Below are 18,462 nucleotides of genomic sequence, written 5' to 3' on the forward strand. Positions count from 1 at the left end.
CGGGCGCACGTGACAGCCCGGTCCCGTGACGTCTTCGTGACGTCCGGGTGTCACCGGGGCGCCATGTGTCGGGACCTGTCGGCCAGCCTAGCGTGGAAGCCTTTTCGCTGGGGAGGTGCGGCCTGCGCGACCCAGGGTCAGCTCGCGTCCTGACGTGCGACGGGCTCGGGCGTGGGCTTGGGGCGCTTCACCTCCTTGCCCGTGCAGTCGTGTCCGACCACGGGCGGGAAGGTGCTGCTGGGGCGGTACTCCCAATGCCACGGCTCGGAGGGCACGGTGCGGCGGAAGCCGAAGCGACAGGCATTGGCCTGGAGCCATTGATAGCGCTTCGACGTGCGCTTGCCGATGACCAGGTCCACCGCGAGTCCGCGCTGATGGTTGGAGCGTCCGGGCCGCGCCGCCTTGTTGCCCCGACCCCGGCGGTACTGCTCGTACAGGAGGCGTTGCTCGGGCAGGGAGCGGTAGCCGCTGGTGACCCGGAGGGCGATGTCGTGCTTCGCCGCGTCCAGCGTCATGCGTTGGAGCGCGGAGGCCGCGTCGCGGTGGAGACGGTGGCCGCCATCGATGTGGACCAGCTTCGCGGCCTTCGCCTTGCGACGAGGACGGGCCTCGGCCGCGAGGACGGCGGTCGTGAAGAGGCACACGAGGAGAACGGCACTCCAGCGGAATAGCGCGAGCGACATGGCGGAATCCGGCCCGGGGGGTTGGGGCCTGACTTTCGCGCGTCCATTCCCGCAGGCAAGCAGCCGGGGAGCCGAGCCCTCGACGGACGGTTTCGCGTCGTCAGAACAACGAGAGCTGCGCGGCGGCGGGCTTGGCCGTCGGCGCGGGCAACGGCTGGAAGCCGCGGGCGCGCGCCCAGTCCTCGCTCGGGCCGGACCAGTGGTGCAGGTCCATGCGCGCCTGGCCTCGCTCGTCGAACCCGACGCCCTCTGCCTCGAGCAGCTCCTTCTGTCCGTGGCCCGTCAGGCTGATGCCGCCCGTGCGGTTGATGATGCGCTGCCAGGGCACCGTGGCCGAGCGTGCGCCCAGCGCGCCCAACGCATGGCCGACCACCCTCGCGTCGCAGCCGTCACCGACGATGGTCGCGATGTCGCCGTAGGTGGCCACCTTGCCGGAGGGGACGGCCTGGACGACGGTGTAGATGCGCTCGAAGTAGTCGCGCTCGTCGCGCGCGGGCTGCGTCATGGGGGCGTTGCTCCTGTCGAGGACACTGTCACCCTGTGGGGCCTTCAGCCGCTGCGCGAGCCCAGGCCCGTGGCTTCGCCCGCCTTCAGGCGCTCGTGCAGCGTGCGGGCCTCCAGGTACCAGAACTGCACGTTGCCGAAGCTGAGGATGTCGCCGTCGCGCAGCGTCGCCTCGCGCAGGCCCAGGGTTCCCGCGTTGAGGAACGTGCCGTTGGTGGAGCCCAGGTCCTGCACCGTGCAGCGGTGCTGGGATTCGTTCCAGCGCAGCTCGGCGTGCAGCTTGGAGACGGACGCGTCGTCGATGACCACGTCGCAGTCCATGCGCCGGCCGATGCGCAGCCGGTCCGTGGCGTGCAGCGGCGGGAGCGTGGCGACGCGCAGGTGTTCGAATTCGAACAGGAGGGTCATCATGCCCAGGCTGATGTCCTCGGGCGCGGCCATGCGGGTGGGCGCGAGCACGGCGGCCGAGGCCTCCGAGGGGGGACGCTGGATGAGGGCGAAGGGCCCCAGCTGGCGCTCGAAATCCCTGGCGGGCAGTGACGCGGCGAGCGCGCGCAATTCCTGGACGGACAGCACGGAAGGCAGCCTAGCGGCTCACCCCGCGTGCGCCCAGCGTCCGCGAGGGTCCCTGTACGGCTTTCATTGACCTGCATGTCACGGGTTCCCTACATTGGGAGCTTCATGGAGGGGGCCGGGCTCCGGGAGGAGCGCCGGCCCTCGACTTTTTCGTGAACCTGGGAGTGGTGGAAGGAGCTGTGTCGATGGCTAGCGGGAGCGACAACATCCCGATGACCCCCTCCGGGCTGCGCAAGCTCAAGTCGGAGCTCAAGCACCTGCAGTCCGTCGAGCGAGGCAAGATCTCGCGAGAGATCGAGGTCGCCCGCGCCCACGGGGACCTGCGCGAGAACGCGGAGTACCACGCGGCGAAGGAGAAGCAGTCCCACATCGAGGGCCGCATCCTGACCCTCAATGACTGGATTGCGCGCGCGGAGGTCATCGACCCCAGCAAGCTGGGCGGTGACAAGGTCATCTTCGGGGCGACGGTGGACCTGCTGGACACGGAGACGGACAAGCCCGTCACCTACCGCATCGTCGGGGAGATGGAGGCGGACCTGAAGAAGCGCTGGCTCGCCGTGACGTCGCCGGTGGCGCGGGCGCTCATCGGCAAGCGCGTGGGCGACATCGCCACGGTGCAGAGCCCCGGTGGCACGCGCGAGCTGGAGATCCAGGAGATCCGCTTCGAGGATCCCCAGGACGAAGCCCCGGCTGGCGAGGGCTGAGTCCGCCGTCCGACGGGAACAGCTGAGGACAGCCGACGGGGGAGCGGGCCTTGGCTCGCTTCCCCGGTCGCGTTTTCTGGGAGACGTCACCCCCGTTCCGTAGGATGGATGGACGTGACTCACGCGTGAACCATCCGCTCGCCAGTCTTGTAGGGCCCCTGCGCTACGCGTGTCAGCGCGACTTCGCCATGCTCGCGACGGTGAAGGGGCTGACGCCCGTCCTGGAGCGCGCGCTGGCCGGAGCCAGCGGCGTGAACGCCGAGGCGCTGGGACACCTGCGCGCGGCGCTGCCGTACGTGGACCACCCCACGCCCGAGCGCCGCAAGGCCGCGCTGCGGCGGGTCGTCGCGGGCCTGAAGCTCAGCGGCGTCGCGCTGCCGGCGGAGCTGGAGGGGCTCGCGAGCGGGGAGGGGGCCGCGGACGCGGGGCACGAGTCGCGAGGGACGCTGGCCTCGGAGCCGCGCGGTGAGGCGTCAGGCGCGCGGCGCGCTCCTTCTGGCGAGCCGAACCCTCCGCGAGGGACGTCGGAGTCGGAGCCTCGCCAGGCCGCGTCCGGAGCACGTCCTCCGGCGTCGGGAGACCAGGCGCGTGGAGGGGCCGACACGGCGCGGACGCCTCGCCCCCATCCGAACGCGGGACGGGTCCAGGAGGGCCAGTTGGGCCCGGTGGTCCGGGGGGCGAGCGGACGCGCCTCGGTGGACGGCGGACAGGGTGGGCCGCCTCCGGGCTACGTCCAGATTCCACCGTGGAGGTCGAACGAGCCCGTGCCGACCTCTGCCCGGGCGAAGACCGCGGCGCCCCGCACCGGGGGCGCGGAGATGGGGAACGCGCCCCGCGCTTCATACGGCGCGCAGACGGGACTCGCGCGTCCTGGTACGCCCCCAGCCCCGCGCGCCGACGGACGTCCGGGCCGACAGACCTCCATCGACACGGGCCCCGCGAGCACGTCCCCGGCCAAGGCGCGCAAGGAGAAGGAGCAGCGCAAGAAGAAGCGCGCCGTGGCGGCGGAGGCCTCCCGCTCCGAGGCGAAGCTCTTGTCCATCGCGCCGCGCTCGGGGCCGTTGTCCTCGCCGCTGAAGACGCTGGGCAAGCGGCTGGGGCCCCGGCTCATCTCCGCGTTGGACAAGAAGGGCCTCCGGCGGATGGGCGACATCCTCTTCCTCCTGCCTCGCTGCTACGAGGACCGCAGGCGGCTGCTCACCATCGCCGAGCTGGAGCCCGGCGCGCGCGGCGTCACGGTGGGCATCGTCAAGGTCGCCGACTTCGTGCCCGGCAAGCAGGGACGGCGGATGTTCCGCGCGGTGGTGGGGGACCGCTCGGGCAGCATCGCGGCCACGTATTTCAACGCCGGCCCGTGGCTCAAGAGCCGCTTCACCGTGGGCAAGCGCATCGTGCTCTCCGGCGAGGTGCGCGCGACGATGAGCGGGCGCGAGATGGCGCACCCGGAGATCGAGCCCGCCGAGGACCTGGACTCCGCCGGCTCCGTGCACTTCAACCGCATCGTCCCCGTGTACCCGGGCTTCGAGCGCGGCGAGCAGCGCTCGTTCCGAGAGCTGGCCTCGCGCGTCGGTGAGCAGTACGCGCACGAGCTCGAGGACCCGCTGCCCCCGGAGCTGCGCCGTCGCCTGGAGCTGATGCCGCTGCCGGAGGCGCTGCGCTTCATCCACTTCCCGCCGGACTCGGCCGACCTGGAGGCGCTCGACGTCCACCAGAGCCCGGCGCACCGTCGGCTCGCGTTCGACGAGCTGTTCTTCCTCCAGCTCGGCATGGCGCTCAAGCGCCAGGGCGTCAAGGCGGAGCTGGGCATCGCGTTCGACGTGTCCCCCACGCGGATGGACAAGGCGCGCGCGGCGCTGCCCTTCCAGCTCACGGGGGCCCAGGCGCGCGTGGTGGAGGAGCTCGCCCGGGACATGGCTCGCGAGGAGCCGATGAACCGGCTGGTGCAGGGCGACGTGGGCAGCGGCAAGACGGCGGTGGCCATGGTCGCCGCGATGGTGGCGCTGCAGGCCGGCTACCAGGTCGCGGTGATGGCCCCCACCGAAATCCTGGCGGAGCAGCACGAGCGCAACTTCCGCAAGGTGCTCGGTCCGCTCGGCTTCCAGGTGGGGCTGGTGAGCGCGTCCGGCGCGGCGAAGGCCAAGCGCCAGGTGCGCGACGCCGTCGCCCGGGGAGACATCCACCTGGCCGTGGGCACGCACGCGCTCATCCAGCAGGACATGTCCTTCGACAAGCTGGGGCTGGTGGTCATCGACGAGCAGCACCGCTTCGGCGTGCTCCAGCGTCACTCCCTGATGAGCAAGGGCCCCAAGCCGGACGTGCTGGTGATGACGGCCACGCCCATCCCGCGCACGCTGGCCATGACGCTCTATGGAGATCTGGACCTCTCCATCATCGACCAGCTCCCGCCTGGCCGCACGCCCATCAACACGCGCGTGTTCAACGACAAGCAGCGCGCGCGCGTCTACGAGTCCATCGCCTCGGAGCTCGCCAAGGGCCACCAGGCCTATGTCGTGTATCCGCTGGTGGAGGAGTCGGAGAAGCTGGACCTGGAGGACGCGACGCGCGGCGTGGAGAAGCTGCGGGCGGCCTTCCCCCAGGCGAAGGTGGGCCTCCTGCACGGGCGGATGAAGGCGGAGGAGAAGGACGCGGTCATGGAGGACTTCCGCGAGAAGCGGCTGGACGTCCTCGTGTGCACCACCGTGGTGGAGGTGGGCGTGGACGTGCCCAACGCCTCGGTGATGGTGGTGGAGGCGGCGGAGCGCTTCGGCCTGTCCCAGCTCCACCAGCTCCGTGGGCGCGTGGGACGTGGCGCCGCGGCCAGCTACTGCTACCTGGTGGCGAGCAGCGCGCGCTCGTGGGAGTCCACCGAGCGGCTGTCGGTGATGGAGGCCAGCAGCGACGGCTTCGTCATCGCGGAGAAGGACCTGGAGATTCGCGGGCCGGGCGAGTTCCTCGGCACGCGGCAGAGCGGCCTGCCGGAGCTGGCGGTGGCGAACCTCGCGCGGGATGGGGACCTGCTCTCCATGGCGCAGGCCGAGGCCCGGCGCATCCTCGCCAGGGATCCGGACATGAAGTCTCCCGAGCACCAGGGACTGGTGAAGGCGCTCGAGGAGCGGTGGGAAGGCCGGCTCGCGCTCGCGCGGGTGGGGTAGCGCGCGTCAGGGCTCCGCGTCGGGGCTCTTGGGCTTCGGGAGCGGCTCGTAGCCGCGCTCCTCCACCCAGGCACGCTTGCGCGTGGCCGTCCTCCCCTCCGGTCCGGCGAGGACGCCCTCGCCCTCGGTGCAGGCCAGGCCCAACCTCCGCTCGCACGGGTCCACCGCGACGACCGTGCAGCCCTTGAACGAGTAGATGCCGGGGCTGTCGTCCGAGGTCCCGGCGAAGGTGTCCTGGCTTCCACCCAGGTCGATGGTCGTACAGCCCCCACCCTCCGAGGACTGGGGCTCGGAGCACAGGAAGACCGCGCTGTAGGATCCGCCCGAGGTCTCCCCGGACGTTCGATAGAGGTCCGAGTACGGGTCGGCGCAGAGCCAGGCGGTCTCGGCGCACGCCGGCAGGTGGGCCTTCTTGCAGGGGGCGTCGTCCCCATCGCGGGTGAACACCCCATCCTCCCCGCCGAACTTGTCCAGGTTGAAGTAGGTGCTCTTGCGGGTCTTCTCATCGCCCCAGCGCACGGCGTGGCGCGCGGCGTCGAGGGCCGCGGGCTTCTTCTTCGCGCGGAACAGGCACAAGGACAGGTCCGCCCACGCGGCGCCGTCCTGGGGTGAGAGCTGGGTGAGCTTCTCGAACAGGGGACAGGCCTTGGCGAACTGCTTCGCGTCATAGGCCTTCTGGGCCTGGGCACGCAGGGTGGCGGCGTCCGGGGGCGCGGCCGTGAGCAGCAGGAGCAGGGGTGTCATCATGGAGGGCGTCCGCGTCAGAGGCGGGTGGCGGCCGTGACGTACACCGGGAGGCGGAAATTCACTTCCAAGGTCTTCTCCTGCTCGGTGACGCCCCAAACCTCGAGCTCCCAGGAGACCTCCTCGCCCAGCTGTCGCCAGGTGGAGGAGCGCGCGTCGGTGATAGCGTCCGAAGACGCGGCGTGCCTTCCAGCGGCGATAGAAGGCCCGCAGCAGGAAGCGCCAGGTCACGTAGAGCCCCAAGGTCGTCAGCGCGAGCAGCATGAATCCACCGCCGAGCCGCTGCTTCTGGGGCGTGTCCGGGCCCAGGACCTCGGGGGCGAGGTGCCCGAAGGCGCCGAGCAGCCCCACGATGGCGAGGCACCCGAGGATGGGACGCAGGAGCGGCCCGGTCGTGAGCTGGGGGGCCACCGTCTCCTGGGTCCAGGGGTGGTCCCACAGCCAGGGCTCGGCGCGGTGCGCCTTCGCGAAGGCTCGCAGCCGCAGCGAGCGCCGCATGCGGACCGCGCCCCAGACGCCACACGCCAACGTCCCCACGAGCAACGCGCCCTGGACGCTGACCGGCTCGAGCGTGGTCGGCCGGAGGCCGAGGAGCTGATACCCGCCGACGAGCGCCAGCAGCAGCGGGATGATTCCCTGGACGAACGGGAGACGCGTGGGCGGAGGTTGGATACCGCCTGGGGATTCGACTCGCCCGAAGATGTACGCCGGCTCGGCCATCGCGCGAGCGTAGGGTGGGGGGCCTTGCCTTGGATAGCGTGCCGCCGGGGAAATTCCCGCGAGGCTTGTCGGACCCGCCCGCTGCTGCGAGCGCCTCGCGTGGTTAGGCTTCGGGCATGGGAGATCTGGAGCGCGCCGAGTATCTGTCCCGACAGGGCATCCATGATCCTCGGGTGCTGGAGGGCATCGGCCGCTTGAGCCGGGCGGAGTTCGTGGCGGAGCACTCGCGCTCGGAGGCGGGCGTCGACGCGCCGCTGCCCATCGGCCATGGACAGACCATCAGCCAGCCCTATGTCGTGGCGTTCATGACGCAGGCCCTGCGCCTGGAGGGGCATGAGCGGGTGCTGGAGATCGGCACGGGCTCCGGCTACCAGACGGCGCTGCTGTCGCTCTTGTGCCGCGAGGTGTTCACGGTGGAGATCGTCCCGGAGCTCGCCCGCTCGGCGCGCGAGCGGCTCCACCGGCTGGGCTTCCAGAACGTGTACTTCCGCCAGGGCGACGGCGCGGAGGGCTGGCCGGAGCAGGCGCCGTTCGACGCCATCACGGTCACCGCCGCGCCGGTCGAGGTGCCCTCCTCGCTGCTCTCCCAGCTCCGGCGCGGGGGCCGGATGGTGGTCCCCGTCGGACCGCTGGAGGGCGCCCAGCAGCTGCTGCTCATCCATCGGGCCAAGGAGGTGGGTCATCTCCCCCGGGTGGAGTCCCTGCTGCCCGTGCGCTTCGTCCCCCTGACGGGGCCGACGGGAGTCCCCCGGCCCTGACGGGTCCGAGAGGGGAGCGGTCCGCCCGGATGCCTGGAAGCCACCACGGGCCGAGAAGTCGCGTTGCCCCCGAACGTGGCCGCCCGCTAACGTCCCGGCATCATGATCATCTGTCCGGTCTGCGACCACGTACAGCCCGAGGGCACCGAGTGCGATGTCTGCGGGAAGCGCTTCCCGGTGGACGCCGCGGGCGCGACGCCCCCGGTGGCCCCGCTGCCGGAGCTGGAGCTGACGCCGCACGCCGGTGGCCGCGACGCGGTGAACGCGCAGCCGCTGCCGGAGCTGGACATCACGCGCCTTCGCAGCGGGCCGGACCTGCCGCCGCAGGTGGTGCAGGACCTGGAGCTCACGCGCTCGGCGCCGACGGGGGACCTGCCGGTGGCGGTGCTCCCCGAGCTGGACACGGGCCGCGCGCCGGATGACGGCGTGCGCACCGCGGCCCCGCTGGGCGCGGTGGTCTGCCGCTACTGCCGCAACGTCCAGGCGCAGGGGCTGCTCTGCGACAACTGCGGCATGCGGCTGCCTCGCGCCCGCGTGGCGCCTGTCGTGGTGGCCGGGAAGCCGGGCGAGGACAACGACTGGATGGCCTGCCCCTCGTGCCACACCCGGGGCCGCCCGGGTCGGGCCTGCTCCGAGTGTGGCACGCGGCTGGTGGAGCAGACATGAGCGCCTCGGAGTCCGGCTTCAAGGCGGAGTACGCGTGCAGCGAGGGCTGCGACTTCCGGGCCTCGCTCCTGGACGTCGTCTATCGCTGCCCCCGCTGCGAAGGCCTGCTGGAGGTGCGTCACGACGTGGACGCCCTGCGCGCGGTGCCCGCGGCGGAGTGGAAGCGGCGCTTCGAGTCGCGCTTCGGTTCATCGCGCCTGCCGGAGGGCTCCGGCGTGTGGGGCAAGCGCGAGTGGGCCTACCCACAGCTCCCCGTGGAGGACATCGTCTCGCTGGGCGAGGGCCGCGTCCCGCTCAAGCCCCTGCCGCGCATGGCGTCCGAGCTGGGGCTGTCCGCGTTGGACCTGAAGGAGTGCGGCGTCTCGCCCACGGGCAGCTTCAAGGACTGGGGCATGACGGTGCTCGTGTCCGCCGTGAAGCACATGCGGGCCCGGGGCGTGCCCCTGCGCGCCGTGGCGTGCGCGTCCACGGGAGACACCTCCGCGGCGCTGTCCGCCTACTGCGCGGCGGCGGGGATTCCCGCGGTGGTCTTCCTGCCGCGCGACAAGGTCTCCCTCGCGCAGCTGGTGCAGCCCATCGCCAATGGCGCGCGTGTGCTGTCGCTCGACACGGACTTCGACGGCTGCATGCGCCTGGTGCAGGCGGTGACGGCGGACACGGGCCTGTACCTGGCCAACTCGATGAACTCGCTGCGCATCGAGGGCCAGAAGATGGTCGCCGTGGAGCTGTGCCAGGACCTGGGCTGGGAGCCACCGGACTGGGTGGTGATTCCGGGCGGCAACCTGGGCAACGCCAGCGCCCTGGGCAAGGGCTTCGAGCTGATGCTCGAGCTGGGCCTCATCACCCGCAGGCCGCGCATCGCCGTGGCGCAGGCCCAGCGCGCCAACCCCCTGGCCCGCGCCTTCCGGGGTGGCTTCCAGGAACTGCGGCCCATGCAGGCCGAGAGCACGCTGGCGTCCGCCATCCAGATTGGCAACCCGGTGTCCTTCCGCCGCGCGGTGCGAATCCTGAGGGCCTTCGACGGCGTGGTGGAGGAGGCGACGGAGTCGGAGCTGGCCAACGCCGCCGCGCGCGCGGACCGCGAGGGGACGTTCACCTGTCCCCAGACGGGCGTGGCGCTCGCGGCGCTGGAGAAGCTCGTCGCCCAGGGTGTCATCGAGAAGGGCTCGCGCGTGGCGGTGGTGTCCACCGCGCACGGGCTGAAGTTCGCGGACTTCAAGGTGGGCTACCACCGGGGCACGCTGGCGGACGTCACCAGCCGCTACGCGAATCCTCCGGTGCAGCTGCCCGCGAACCTCGAGGCGGTGCGCTCGGCCCTGTCGGACCTGGGCTGACGTCGCGAGGGAAGGGCGGGGCTCACCTCGAGGGGAGCCGCCGCCCTCGGAGACGGCGAGGCGCGCGTCAGTCCGCGAGCAGCGGGACGCGCTTGTCGATGGTGAGCCCGAAGCCCGCGAGGCCCCGGTAGGTGATGTCCGTGTTGGTCATCACCTGCAGCGTGCGCACGTTCAGGTCGTTGAGGATCTGGCAGCCCATGCCCAGGTCGCGCGTCTCGTGCGGGCCGCTGCGCAGGTCGGCGCTGCCGTCCGCGTTGCGCTTGTGGTGGATGCCGAAGTCGTCCCCGTGCATGCCGGGCAGGTACACCAGGACGCCGGTGCCCTCACGCGCGATGCGGGCGAGCGACTGGTCCAGCAGCGCGTTGCAGTTGCACGTGGGCGAGCCGAACACGTCGCCCATCGTGCAGGCCGCGTGCAGGCGCACCAGGGCGCTCGGGCGGGCGGCGGGGTCTCCCTTCACCAGCACCAGCGACTTGGCGCCGTCCGGCAGCCACGTGTACGTGAGCGCCGTGAAGTCGCCGTAGCGGGTGGTGACGGTGTGCTGGCCCGGCTCGCGGCGCACCAGCCGGTCCTTGCGGCGGCGGTACTCGATGAGGTCCGCGATGGTGATGACGCGCAGCTTGTGCTCCAGCGCGAAGGCCTGGAGGTCCGGCATCCGCATCATGGTGCCGTCGTCCTTCACCAGCTCGCACAGGATGCCGGAGGGGCCCAGGCCCGCCAGCCGGGACAGGTCCACGGTGGCCTCGGTGTGGCCCGCGCGGCGCAGCACGCCGCCCTCGCGGTAGCGCAGCGGGAAGATGTGCCCGGGGCGCAGGAAGTCGTTGGCCTGGCTCTCCGGGTCCGCCAGCGCCAGGATGGTCTTCGCGCGGTCCGCCGCGGACACGCCCGTGGTCGTCCCGTGCCGGTAGTCCACGGACACCGTGAAGGCCGTGCGGTGGGACTCGGTGTTGTCCGACACCATCTGCGGCAGCCGCAGCGCGTCCAGTCGGTCCGCCAGCATGGGCATGCAGACGATGCCGCTGGTGTGGCGCACCATGAAGGCCAGGTGCTCGGGCGTCACCTTCTCCGCCGCCATGATGAGGTCGCCCTCGTTCTCGCGGTCCTCGTCGTCCGCGACGATGACGAACTTGCCGTCGCGGATGTCCTGGATGGCATCCTCGATGGAGGAGAGCTTGGCGTCGTGGCTCATGGTGGCTTCGGTCCGCTCGCGGGTCTGCATGTGCAGGCGCATGTAGCGTCTAGGTCCGGGGCTGGCAAGCCAACCCGCCTCCCGGCGTGCGCCCGGATGATGGGCCGGAGTAGGTCCTCCTGGGGCGCTCCTCCGACTGCCCGTTTCGGTGTGGGCGGAATCGTGTGCGACCTGGAAGGTTGGAGTCCCCAGGGACGATGACTCGACGCGTGGGACGGGCTGCTGTAGGGTGCCCGGTTCCGAGATGAGCGCCAACACCCAGGACTTGAGGACGCGGCTCGACCAGCTCCAGGAGAGCCTGTCCGTCCGCCAGAGCACCACCCACTTCGCCCACACCGGGGTCGCCACCATGGTGGCCCTCATGTTCGGTGGGGCGGCGGGCAAGCTGTTCTACGACTCCCTGCGCACCCCGCTGCTGGCCTGGGGCGTGGCCCTGCTGGCCGTGGTGCTGCTGGGGTACGCCTTCCGCCGCTACGTGCTGGGACGCCGGGTGCTGGCGGACGAGCTCCAGCGCTACCAGACGATGCTGGAGCTGCGCAGCCAGCTCCGGCTGGACGAGCCCTCCGCGCTGCTGCCCCAGTGAGCGGGGCGCGCAAGGTCTCCCGTCGGGGCCGGTTCATCGTCCTGGAGGGACTGGATGGCGCCGGCACCACCACGCAGGCGGAGCGGCTGGCGGCCGCGCTGCGGGCGGAGGGGCATGGGGTGCTCACCACGCGTGAGCCCTCGGACGGGCCGGTGGGCACGCTGATTCGCCAGGCCCTCACGGGCCGCCTGGGCCTGCCCCAGGGCGCGGGGCCCCTGACGCCCCAGACGCTGGCGCTGCTGTTCGCGGCGGACCGCACGGACCACCTGGCGGCGCGCGTGTTGCCCGCGCTGGAGGAGGGCAAGCTCGTGCTGTGTGACAGGTACGTGCTGTCCTCGCTGGCCTACCAGGGGGCGTCCCTGCCCATGGGCTGGGTGGAGCAGGTGAACGATTACGCCGTGTCGCCGGACCTGACGCTGTTCGTGGGCGTGGCGCCGGAAGTCGCCGCGAAGCGACGGGCGGCGCGGGGTGGGGCGGCGGAGCTGTTCGAGGCGGACGAGGCGCAGCGGCGCATCGCGAAGCAGTACCTGGCCGCCATCCGCCGCCGCGCGAAGAAGGAGCGCATCGTCCACATCGACGGTGAGCAGGGCATCGAGGCGGTGACGCAGGCCTCGCTGGTCCAGATTCGCAAGCTGCTCGGACGCAAGCGCTAAAGGGGGCCTGCAGCCCCCCGTGGTCCGGTGCGCCCCAGCCCCGAGGGGCGGGGCCGAGCCCTTTGAATTCGGACATCGCGGACAGTCCCCCCGACTCGCGCCACGGAAATCCGAGCCGTTGCGGTAGAGTCCACCGCTCCATGGAGCGCACGGGCGCGGCGGCGATCATCATCGGCAACGAGGTCCTGACGGCGAAGGTCCAGGACCAGAACGGTCCGCACCTCATCAAGAGGCTGCGCGAGGTGGGCATCCCCCTGCGTTCGGTGGAGACCATCCTGGACGACGTGGACGCTATCGTGGACGCGATGAACCGGGCGCGGCAGCGCGCGCGCTACGTGTTCACCAGCGGCGGCATCGGCCCCACCCACGACGACGTCACGGTGCGCGCGGTGGCGATGGCGCTGGGCAGGTCCGTGGTGCGCCTGCCGGAGATGGTGTCGCTCATCGAGGCGCGCGCGCCCGAGGGCAAGGTGACGCCGGAGGGCATGCGCCTGGCCGACGCACCCGAGGGCGCCGTGCTGCTGCCCCAGGCGGGCACGTGGTACCCGGTGCTCACCGTCGGGGACGTCTACCTGCTGCCCGGCGTGCCGCAGCTCTTCCGGATGCAGCTGGAGACGGTGCTCGCGCGCCTGAGCGGCAGCCCCGTGGTGCTCCAGAACCTGTTCCTGCGGCTGGGCGAGAGTGAAATCGCCGCCGTGTTGGACAGCGTGGCGCTGAACATGCCTCACGTGGCCATCGGCTCGTATCCGGAGTTCGACCCGGCCAAGGACTACCGGGTGAAGATCACCGTCGAGGCCGGCGAGCGAGGCCCGGTGGAGGAGGCCGTCGCGCGCATCATCGGCGGCCTGCCCGACGGCGCGGTGCTGCGGCGGGAGTGACGAAGCCTCCCGCCGCGACCGGCGACTACAGCGACAGCCCCAGCCGCTGGCGCAGCCGGAAGAAGTCGTCGGTGAAGGACCAGGACACCAGGGTGCGCAGCCGCTCTCCCTCGCGCACGGCCTGGATCACGGGCTCGGCCGAGTCCAGCTTCGCGCCCGCGAAGTTCGGGTCCTCGCGCAGCACCATGCCCAGGCCCACGGACACGTCGCCCGCCATCAGCAGGCCCGCGCGGTCCGCCGAGTAGTCCAGCGCGTCCAGCCACGGCGCCAGCTCCAGCTTCTGCACGTCGCCCAGCGACATCGCGGGGCCCTCCAGCGCCTTGATGGCCTTGCGGGAGAACGCCTTGCGCAGCTGCTTCACCGCCTCGTCGTTGCGCCGGCCCAGCGCGGAGAAGTTCTGCGCGTGGATGCGGATGGCGTTGCCGAACAGGTCCGCCGTCTCGCCCTGCGACAGCTTCTCCAGCACGGCCGCCTTGTTGAGCAGGCCCAGCGCCGCGCGGCCCAGCAGGAACTTCTGCTCACGCGCGTTGAAGCGGCGCACCACGTCCTGACCGATGCACACCGACATGGGCTCGGTCGTCTCCAGCACCGTGAGCCCGCGCCGCGCCTGGTACGCGTCGAACTCCTCGACGCCGAACACCTGCGCCACCGCGCGCACGGCCTTGTACACCGCGCTGTCCGGCTTGAGCTTGTCGGTCTTCGGGTTGACGCCGACGATGTCGAAGCTCGGCGGGTAGACCTTCTCCAGCTGGTCACCCATCGCCCGCAGCACCTCCAGCAGCGGGCCACGGACGCCCGGGTGCAGCAGCACCGTGTCCACGTCCGTCGACGTCAGCGCCTCGCGAGCCTCCTGTGCCAGCCGCGCGCGGCCCTCCGTGTAGAAGGCCAGCTCCACCTCGTTCGTCGAGCGCAGGAACTGGAGCACCGACGCCACGCAGAACGCCTTGTCGAGCTGCTTGAGGCCCTCCCACAGCTTGAACAGCGCGTGCAGGCTGTCCACCCGCGTCGGGTCCTGGCGGAGGATCTGCTTGTGCTCCTCGATGGCCATCGGCACGGACGACGTGTCGCGCGCGTACAGCCCGGCCAGCGCGAAGCGGGCCGTGAGGTTCGTGCCATCCGCGTCCACCACCTGGCGGTACAGCCCGGTGGCGCGGGCGGGCTCGGACAGGGCGCCCGCGTACAGCTCCGCCACCCGCACCCGCAGGGCGCTCGCGCGTCGTGGGTCCGTGGACGCCGAGGCCTGGGCCTCCAGGAGCTGCGCCAGCTCCGGCAGGTTCCTCGCGCGCTCGTACAGCGTCACCAGCTTGTCGATGAGCGTGGTGTCGCCGGGCGACAGCTCCAGCGCGCGGCGGTACAGCGGCGTGGCCGCGGCCGCGTCACCCAGGCCCTCGTCGTACGTGCGCGCCAGCTCCAGCGTGAAGCGCGCGCGGGCGTCCGGGGGCAGCTCCTGCTGCAACAGCTTGTGCAGGCAGTCCACCGCGCCCGCGTAGTTGCGCGCCTGCGTGTGCAGCGTGGCCAGCCGCTCCAGCGCCTCCTGGTGCCGGGGCTGCGAGGCGAGCACCGTCATCAGATACGCGATGGCGCGCGTCGCGTCGTTCAGGTGCGTCTGGTACAGCGTGCCCAGCGTGAGGTGGAAGGGCGCGAGCGTGCGCACGTCTCCGCCCAGCTGCACGCGCTGGGTCAGCATGGCCGCGGCCTCCGCGTACTGCTGGGCCTCCAGCAGCAGGGCGGCGCGCAGCTCCAGCGCCTCGATGTGGCCCGGCTGCGCCGACAGCGCCTTCTCCAGCAGCGCCACCGCGCGCGGCTTGTCTCCCAGCGCCCCGTGGTGCAGCCGCGCCGCGCTCACGAAGCCCGTGGCCGCGGCGACGTGGTCCTTCTGCGCCAGCTTCGCCTCGGCGCGCCGCTCGTGCAGCGCGGCCAGGTCCGCCGAGCCGCCCCGGTGCGCCAGCAGCTCCTCCAGCCCCGCCTGCGCCGCCGGGTGCAGCGGGTCTCTCTCCAGCGCCTGCTTGTAGAGCGCCGCCGCGCCGTCCGTGTCCTTCTGGATGAGCGACGCCAGCCGCGCCGCGCCGATGAACGCGTCGATGGCGCCGCGCGGGTCCTTGCTCAGCCGCGCCTCGGCCTCCAGCGCCGAGCGCGCCTCGGCCGCGTCTCCGCGCCGCATCGCCACGCGCCGCGTCCCCTGCAGCGCCGGGATGCACTGCGGCTGCAGCTCCAGCGCCTGCTTGTAGAGCGCCGCCGCGCGCTCCAGGTCCCCGAAGCGCGTCTCCGCGAGCTCGGCGGTGCGCAGCAGCATCTCCAGCGCCTCGTCCGCGTCGCGCGCGTGCGCCAGCCGCAGCGTGTACAGCCGGGCCAGGCCCGACACGTCTCCCGCCAGCTTGAGCGAGCGCTCCAGCGCGAACGCGAGCCGCGCGTCACCCGGGTCCGCCTCGAAGGCCCGCTTGTACGCCTCCAGCGTGCCCTCCGCGGGGCCCTTGTCCAGGTCCACCACGGCGGACAGCCGCAGCGCGGTGGCCAGGCGCGGATCATTCACCCGCTCGGCGATGCGCTGACGCAACTCCGCGCGGCGCGGCCGGTCCGAAGCGCGGATGCGCTCCAGCAGGGTGAGGGCGGTGAGGTTGCCCGCGTCCAGGCCCAGCACGGCCTCGCAGCACAGCGCCGCGCGAGAGGGCTCCTGGAAGCGGTCCAGGTACAGCCGCGCCAGCTTCAGGTACGCCGTCACCTTGGCCGCGGGCGTGTTCCCCACCTGCGTCTCGCGGTCCAGGATGGCGACCAGCTCCTTCACGTTGTCCTGCGCCAGGAACAGCCGCTCCAGCGCGCGCAGCGTGGCGGCGTGCCCCGGCGTCAGCCGCAGCACCTCCTGGTAGGTCTCGATGGCCAGGTCCGGGCGGCGCAGCGCGTCCTCCCAGATGACCGCGGCCTGGAACAGCGCGTTGGCCCGCTCCAGCGGGTCCGTGCGGTTGGCGGCCTCCTCTCGCAGCATCGCGACCAGGCTCTCCCACGCGCCCTGGGCGCGGTAGATGCGGGCCAGCGCGCGCAGCGCGGGGAAGTAGCTGGGCGCCAGCATCAGCGCCTCCTGGTACGAGGCGATGGCGTCGTCCTCGCGGGACAGGCGCTGCTCGTACAGCTCACCAATCTTGTAGATGAGCGCGGCGGCCTGCTCGGTGGACTGCGAGCTCTCCGACTCCGCCCGGTACATGTCCACCAGCTTCTCCCAGCGGCCGTCCTGGGCGTACAGCCGGCCCAGGGCCTTGAGCGCGGGGAGGTACGACGGCGACAGCGCCAGCACGCGCTCGTACGCCGTGATGGCGCCCGCGCGGTCCTTCAGGTTCTCGTCGAGAATCTCCGCGTTGCGGTGGAGCAGCGACAGCACCTGCTTGGTGTCGCCCGCGAGCGACGCCTCCAGGTCGTGCGTCTCCAGCAGCTCCCGGAAGCGCTGCGCGCGCTCGTACAGCCGCGCCAGGTTGCGGATGGTGGGCAGGTGGTCCGACGCCAGGTCGAGGATGCGCTTCATGCACTCGATGGCGTGGTCCAGGTCTCCCAGCCGGTCCTCGTACACCCCCGCCATCTTGTTGAGCGTGGTGATGAGCTGATCCCGGTCCGACGTCTGGAGCAGGTCCTGCTCGAACATCGCCACCAGCTCCGCGAAGCGGCCCTGGCGCTCGTAGAGGCGGGTGAGGGCCTTCTGCGCGGGCAGGTAGCCGGGTTGCAGCTGGAGGCAGGCGTTGTAGCGGGAGATGGCGTCCTCCTGCCGTCCCAGCCGCTCCTCGAGAATCTCCGCGGCCTTGTACATGCGCGCGGCCTTCTGCTTGGCGTCCTCGGCGGCGGCGACCTCCGCGTCGAAGACGGAGACCAGCCCCTCCCAGTTCTGCATCCGGTAGTAGAGCTTGCCCAGGCCCGCGAGCGCCGCGGCGTGGCCGGGGATGCGCGCGACGATGGCCTGATAGCGCGCCGCCGCGTCGGCCTCGCGCTTGAGGACCTCCTCGTACAGCGCGGCCAGCCGCAGGTTGGTGGCGACCAGCTCGCTCTCGTCGTTGAGCGAGCCCACGCGCGCGAGCAGCACGTCCGCCAGCTCCTCGAAGCGGCCCTGCGTCTCGTAGATGCCGGCCAGCTCGCTGAGGATGAGCGGGTCATTGGGCGCCGCGTGGCGTCCGTCCAGGAGCGCCGCCAGGGCCTCGCCCTTCTGACCCATGCGCTCATGGACCTTGGCGATCTGCAGATAGGCCGGCGCGGCCTGGGGCCCCAGCAGCGTGGCCTCCGCCGTGAGCGCCTCCAGCAGCTCCTCGGTGTGGCCCTCGCGCTCGGCGGCGCGCTTGAGCGCGGCGAGCAGCAGCGGGTCCGCGCGGTCCAGGGCGAAGGCCTCGCGCAGCAGCGACGCGGCGGGCTCGCGCTGCTTGAGGCGCTCCTCGAGCAGCAGGCCCGCGGACGTCAGGTAGTGCGCGCGCAGCGACGGCTGCTGCATGGTGGCGGCCAGCAGCCGGTAGACCTCCACCAGCGCGGCGGCGTCATTGCGCGCGGCGTAGACGGACTCGAGCTGCGTGAGGACCACCACGTCGGTGGGGCGGCGCTCCAGGCACTGGCGCAGGCACGCGGCGGACTCCTCGTCGCGGGACAGCCGCTCCTGCAGGACGATGCCCTTCTCGAACAGGAGCGCGGCCTGGTGGCGCGCGTCGTCGGTGGCGGCCAGCTCCGCGTCGAGCAGCTGGATGACCATCTGCCAGTTGCCCACGTCCGCGAAGAGCCGGCGCGCGGCGCGGATGTTGACCAGGTAGCGCGGCGCGAGCTTGTACGCGTTCTGGAACGCGACGGCCGCGTTGCGCGGATTCTTGAGCGGCTCCTCCCAGAGCAGGCCGACCTCGTGAAAGAGCTGCGCGGCGGTGGTGGCGTCCGTCGCGCTGAGCGTCCGGGCCTCGCGCTCGAGCGAGGCGATGCGCTCGCGGGCCTCGTCCTCCATGCTGGGCGTGGGCGCCGCCTGGGGCGCGGCCTGGACGGACTGCGTGAGCACTTCCGTGGCGGAGGGGCCCGTCTTGCCAGACACGACGGCGGACGGAGGAGGGGCGGCCGTGACAGGGGGTCGCGGGATGTCGTTGCGCTCGCTCATGAAAGGCCGGCTCCGGGGGCCAGGGATGATGAGGGGAGAATGGCCGGGAGCGGTCGTAACACGCGCTTGCCCGGTCCCTCAACTTCCCGACTTTCCAGGCGATTTGGGTGTCCGGATACCCGGGGAGCAGCCGTGCGCCTGCTCGGGAATCCGGGGGGAGGCGGTGGTGACACGCCCACGAACCGGCCAGGCGATGGAACCGCCGCGGCGTTGTGGTGGA

14 protein-coding genes are annotated in these 18,462 nt (G+C 71.9%); 8 read left to right on the forward strand and 6 right to left on the reverse strand.

What is annotated here, in order from left to right:
- Nucleotides 1–137 precede the first annotated feature (137 nt).
- From OWM54_RS39865 to OWM54_RS39875, 3 genes are all read right to left on the reverse strand, one after another.
- A complete protein-coding gene (locus tag OWM54_RS39865; protein WP_223783694.1) occupies nucleotides 138–644 on the reverse strand; it encodes a M15 family metallopeptidase in 507 nt (168 codons plus the stop codon).
- Between the two features lie 139 nt (nucleotides 645–783).
- The gene (locus OWM54_RS39870) at nucleotides 784–1,188 is read right to left on the reverse strand and encodes an MGMT family protein (RefSeq protein ID WP_223783693.1); all 405 of its coding nucleotides are present in this window, start codon (nucleotides 1,186–1,188) and stop codon (nucleotides 784–786) included.
- A gap of 44 nt (nucleotides 1,189–1,232) precedes the next feature.
- Complete coding sequence (locus tag OWM54_RS39875) at nucleotides 1,233–1,763, reverse strand: FHA domain-containing protein (protein WP_141323443.1); 531 nt, start codon at nucleotides 1,761–1,763, stop codon at nucleotides 1,233–1,235.
- Nucleotides 1,764–1,948: 185 nt separating this feature from the next.
- Between OWM54_RS39875 and greA the strand changes: the two genes are divergently transcribed.
- On the forward strand, nucleotides 1,949–2,467 hold the full coding sequence (gene greA / locus OWM54_RS39880) for a transcription elongation factor GreA (protein WP_141323442.1): 519 nt from the start codon (nucleotides 1,949–1,951) through the stop codon (nucleotides 2,465–2,467).
- A 125-nt stretch (nucleotides 2,468–2,592) separates the two neighbouring features.
- Entirely contained in the window at nucleotides 2,593–5,619 is a 3,027-nt protein-coding gene (recG, locus tag OWM54_RS39885) for an ATP-dependent DNA helicase RecG (protein WP_267700712.1), read from the forward strand.
- A gap of 6 nt (nucleotides 5,620–5,625) precedes the next feature.
- Here the strand turns inward: recG and OWM54_RS39890 are convergent, their stop codons facing one another.
- The gene (locus OWM54_RS39890; RefSeq protein WP_267700714.1) at nucleotides 5,626–7,083 is read right to left on the reverse strand and encodes a tetratricopeptide repeat protein; all 1,458 of its coding nucleotides are present in this window, start codon (nucleotides 7,081–7,083) and stop codon (nucleotides 5,626–5,628) included.
- A 116-nt stretch (nucleotides 7,084–7,199) separates the two neighbouring features.
- Here OWM54_RS39890 and OWM54_RS39895 point away from each other — a divergent pair, with 116 nt between their 5' ends.
- From OWM54_RS39895 to thrC, 3 genes are all read left to right on the forward strand, one after another.
- Nucleotides 7,200–7,841, forward strand: coding sequence for a protein-L-isoaspartate(D-aspartate) O-methyltransferase (locus OWM54_RS39895; RefSeq protein WP_267700715.1), 642 nt, complete (start codon nucleotides 7,200–7,202; stop codon nucleotides 7,839–7,841).
- Between the two features lie 102 nt (nucleotides 7,842–7,943).
- Nucleotides 7,944–8,507: a hypothetical protein gene (locus OWM54_RS39900; protein WP_141323439.1), complete on the forward strand. Its 564-nt coding sequence runs from the start codon at nucleotides 7,944–7,946 to the stop codon at nucleotides 8,505–8,507.
- Nucleotides 8,504–9,841 carry a threonine synthase gene (thrC, locus tag OWM54_RS39905; RefSeq protein ID WP_267700716.1) on the forward strand — a complete coding sequence of 446 codons (1,338 nt, stop codon included), beginning with the start codon at nucleotides 8,504–8,506 and terminating at the stop codon, nucleotides 9,839–9,841. Before OWM54_RS39900 ends, thrC begins: the two co-directional genes overlap by 4 nt.
- A 67-nt stretch (nucleotides 9,842–9,908) precedes the next feature.
- Here thrC and ribB read toward each other — a convergent pair whose 3' ends face one another.
- Nucleotides 9,909–11,060 carry a 3,4-dihydroxy-2-butanone-4-phosphate synthase gene (ribB, locus tag OWM54_RS39910; RefSeq protein WP_324289193.1) on the reverse strand — a complete coding sequence of 384 codons (1,152 nt, stop codon included), beginning with the start codon at nucleotides 11,058–11,060 and terminating at the stop codon, nucleotides 9,909–9,911.
- A gap of 214 nt (nucleotides 11,061–11,274) precedes the next feature.
- On the opposite strand from ribB, the gene OWM54_RS39915 reads away from it, so the two are divergent.
- The 3 genes from OWM54_RS39915 to OWM54_RS39925 all read left to right on the forward strand — a co-directional run bounded on the left by OWM54_RS39915 (nucleotide 11,275) and on the right by OWM54_RS39925 (nucleotide 13,144).
- The gene (locus tag OWM54_RS39915) at nucleotides 11,275–11,613 is read left to right on the forward strand and encodes a hypothetical protein (protein ID WP_223747354.1); all 339 of its coding nucleotides are present in this window, start codon (nucleotides 11,275–11,277) and stop codon (nucleotides 11,611–11,613) included.
- Nucleotides 11,610–12,266 carry a dTMP kinase gene (gene tmk / locus OWM54_RS39920; RefSeq protein WP_223747355.1) on the forward strand — a complete coding sequence of 219 codons (657 nt, stop codon included), beginning with the start codon at nucleotides 11,610–11,612 and terminating at the stop codon, nucleotides 12,264–12,266. Before OWM54_RS39915 ends, tmk begins: the two co-directional genes overlap by 4 nt.
- Before the next feature lie 140 nt (nucleotides 12,267–12,406).
- The gene (locus OWM54_RS39925) at nucleotides 12,407–13,144 is read left to right on the forward strand and encodes a competence/damage-inducible protein A (RefSeq protein ID WP_141323435.1); all 738 of its coding nucleotides are present in this window, start codon (nucleotides 12,407–12,409) and stop codon (nucleotides 13,142–13,144) included.
- Nucleotides 13,145–13,169: 25 nt separating this feature from the next.
- On the opposite strand, the gene OWM54_RS39930 is transcribed toward OWM54_RS39925, so the two are convergent.
- Nucleotides 13,170–18,242 (reverse strand): Adventurous gliding motility protein K, encoded by a 5,073-nt coding sequence (locus OWM54_RS39930; protein WP_267700717.1) that lies wholly within the window; start codon nucleotides 18,240–18,242, stop codon nucleotides 13,170–13,172.
- Nucleotides 18,243–18,462 lie beyond the last annotated feature (220 nt).

Source organism: Myxococcus sp. MISCRS1 (assembly GCF_026626605.1).
In the GTDB taxonomy this organism is placed as follows: domain Bacteria; phylum Myxococcota; class Myxococcia; order Myxococcales; family Myxococcaceae; genus Myxococcus; species Myxococcus fulvus.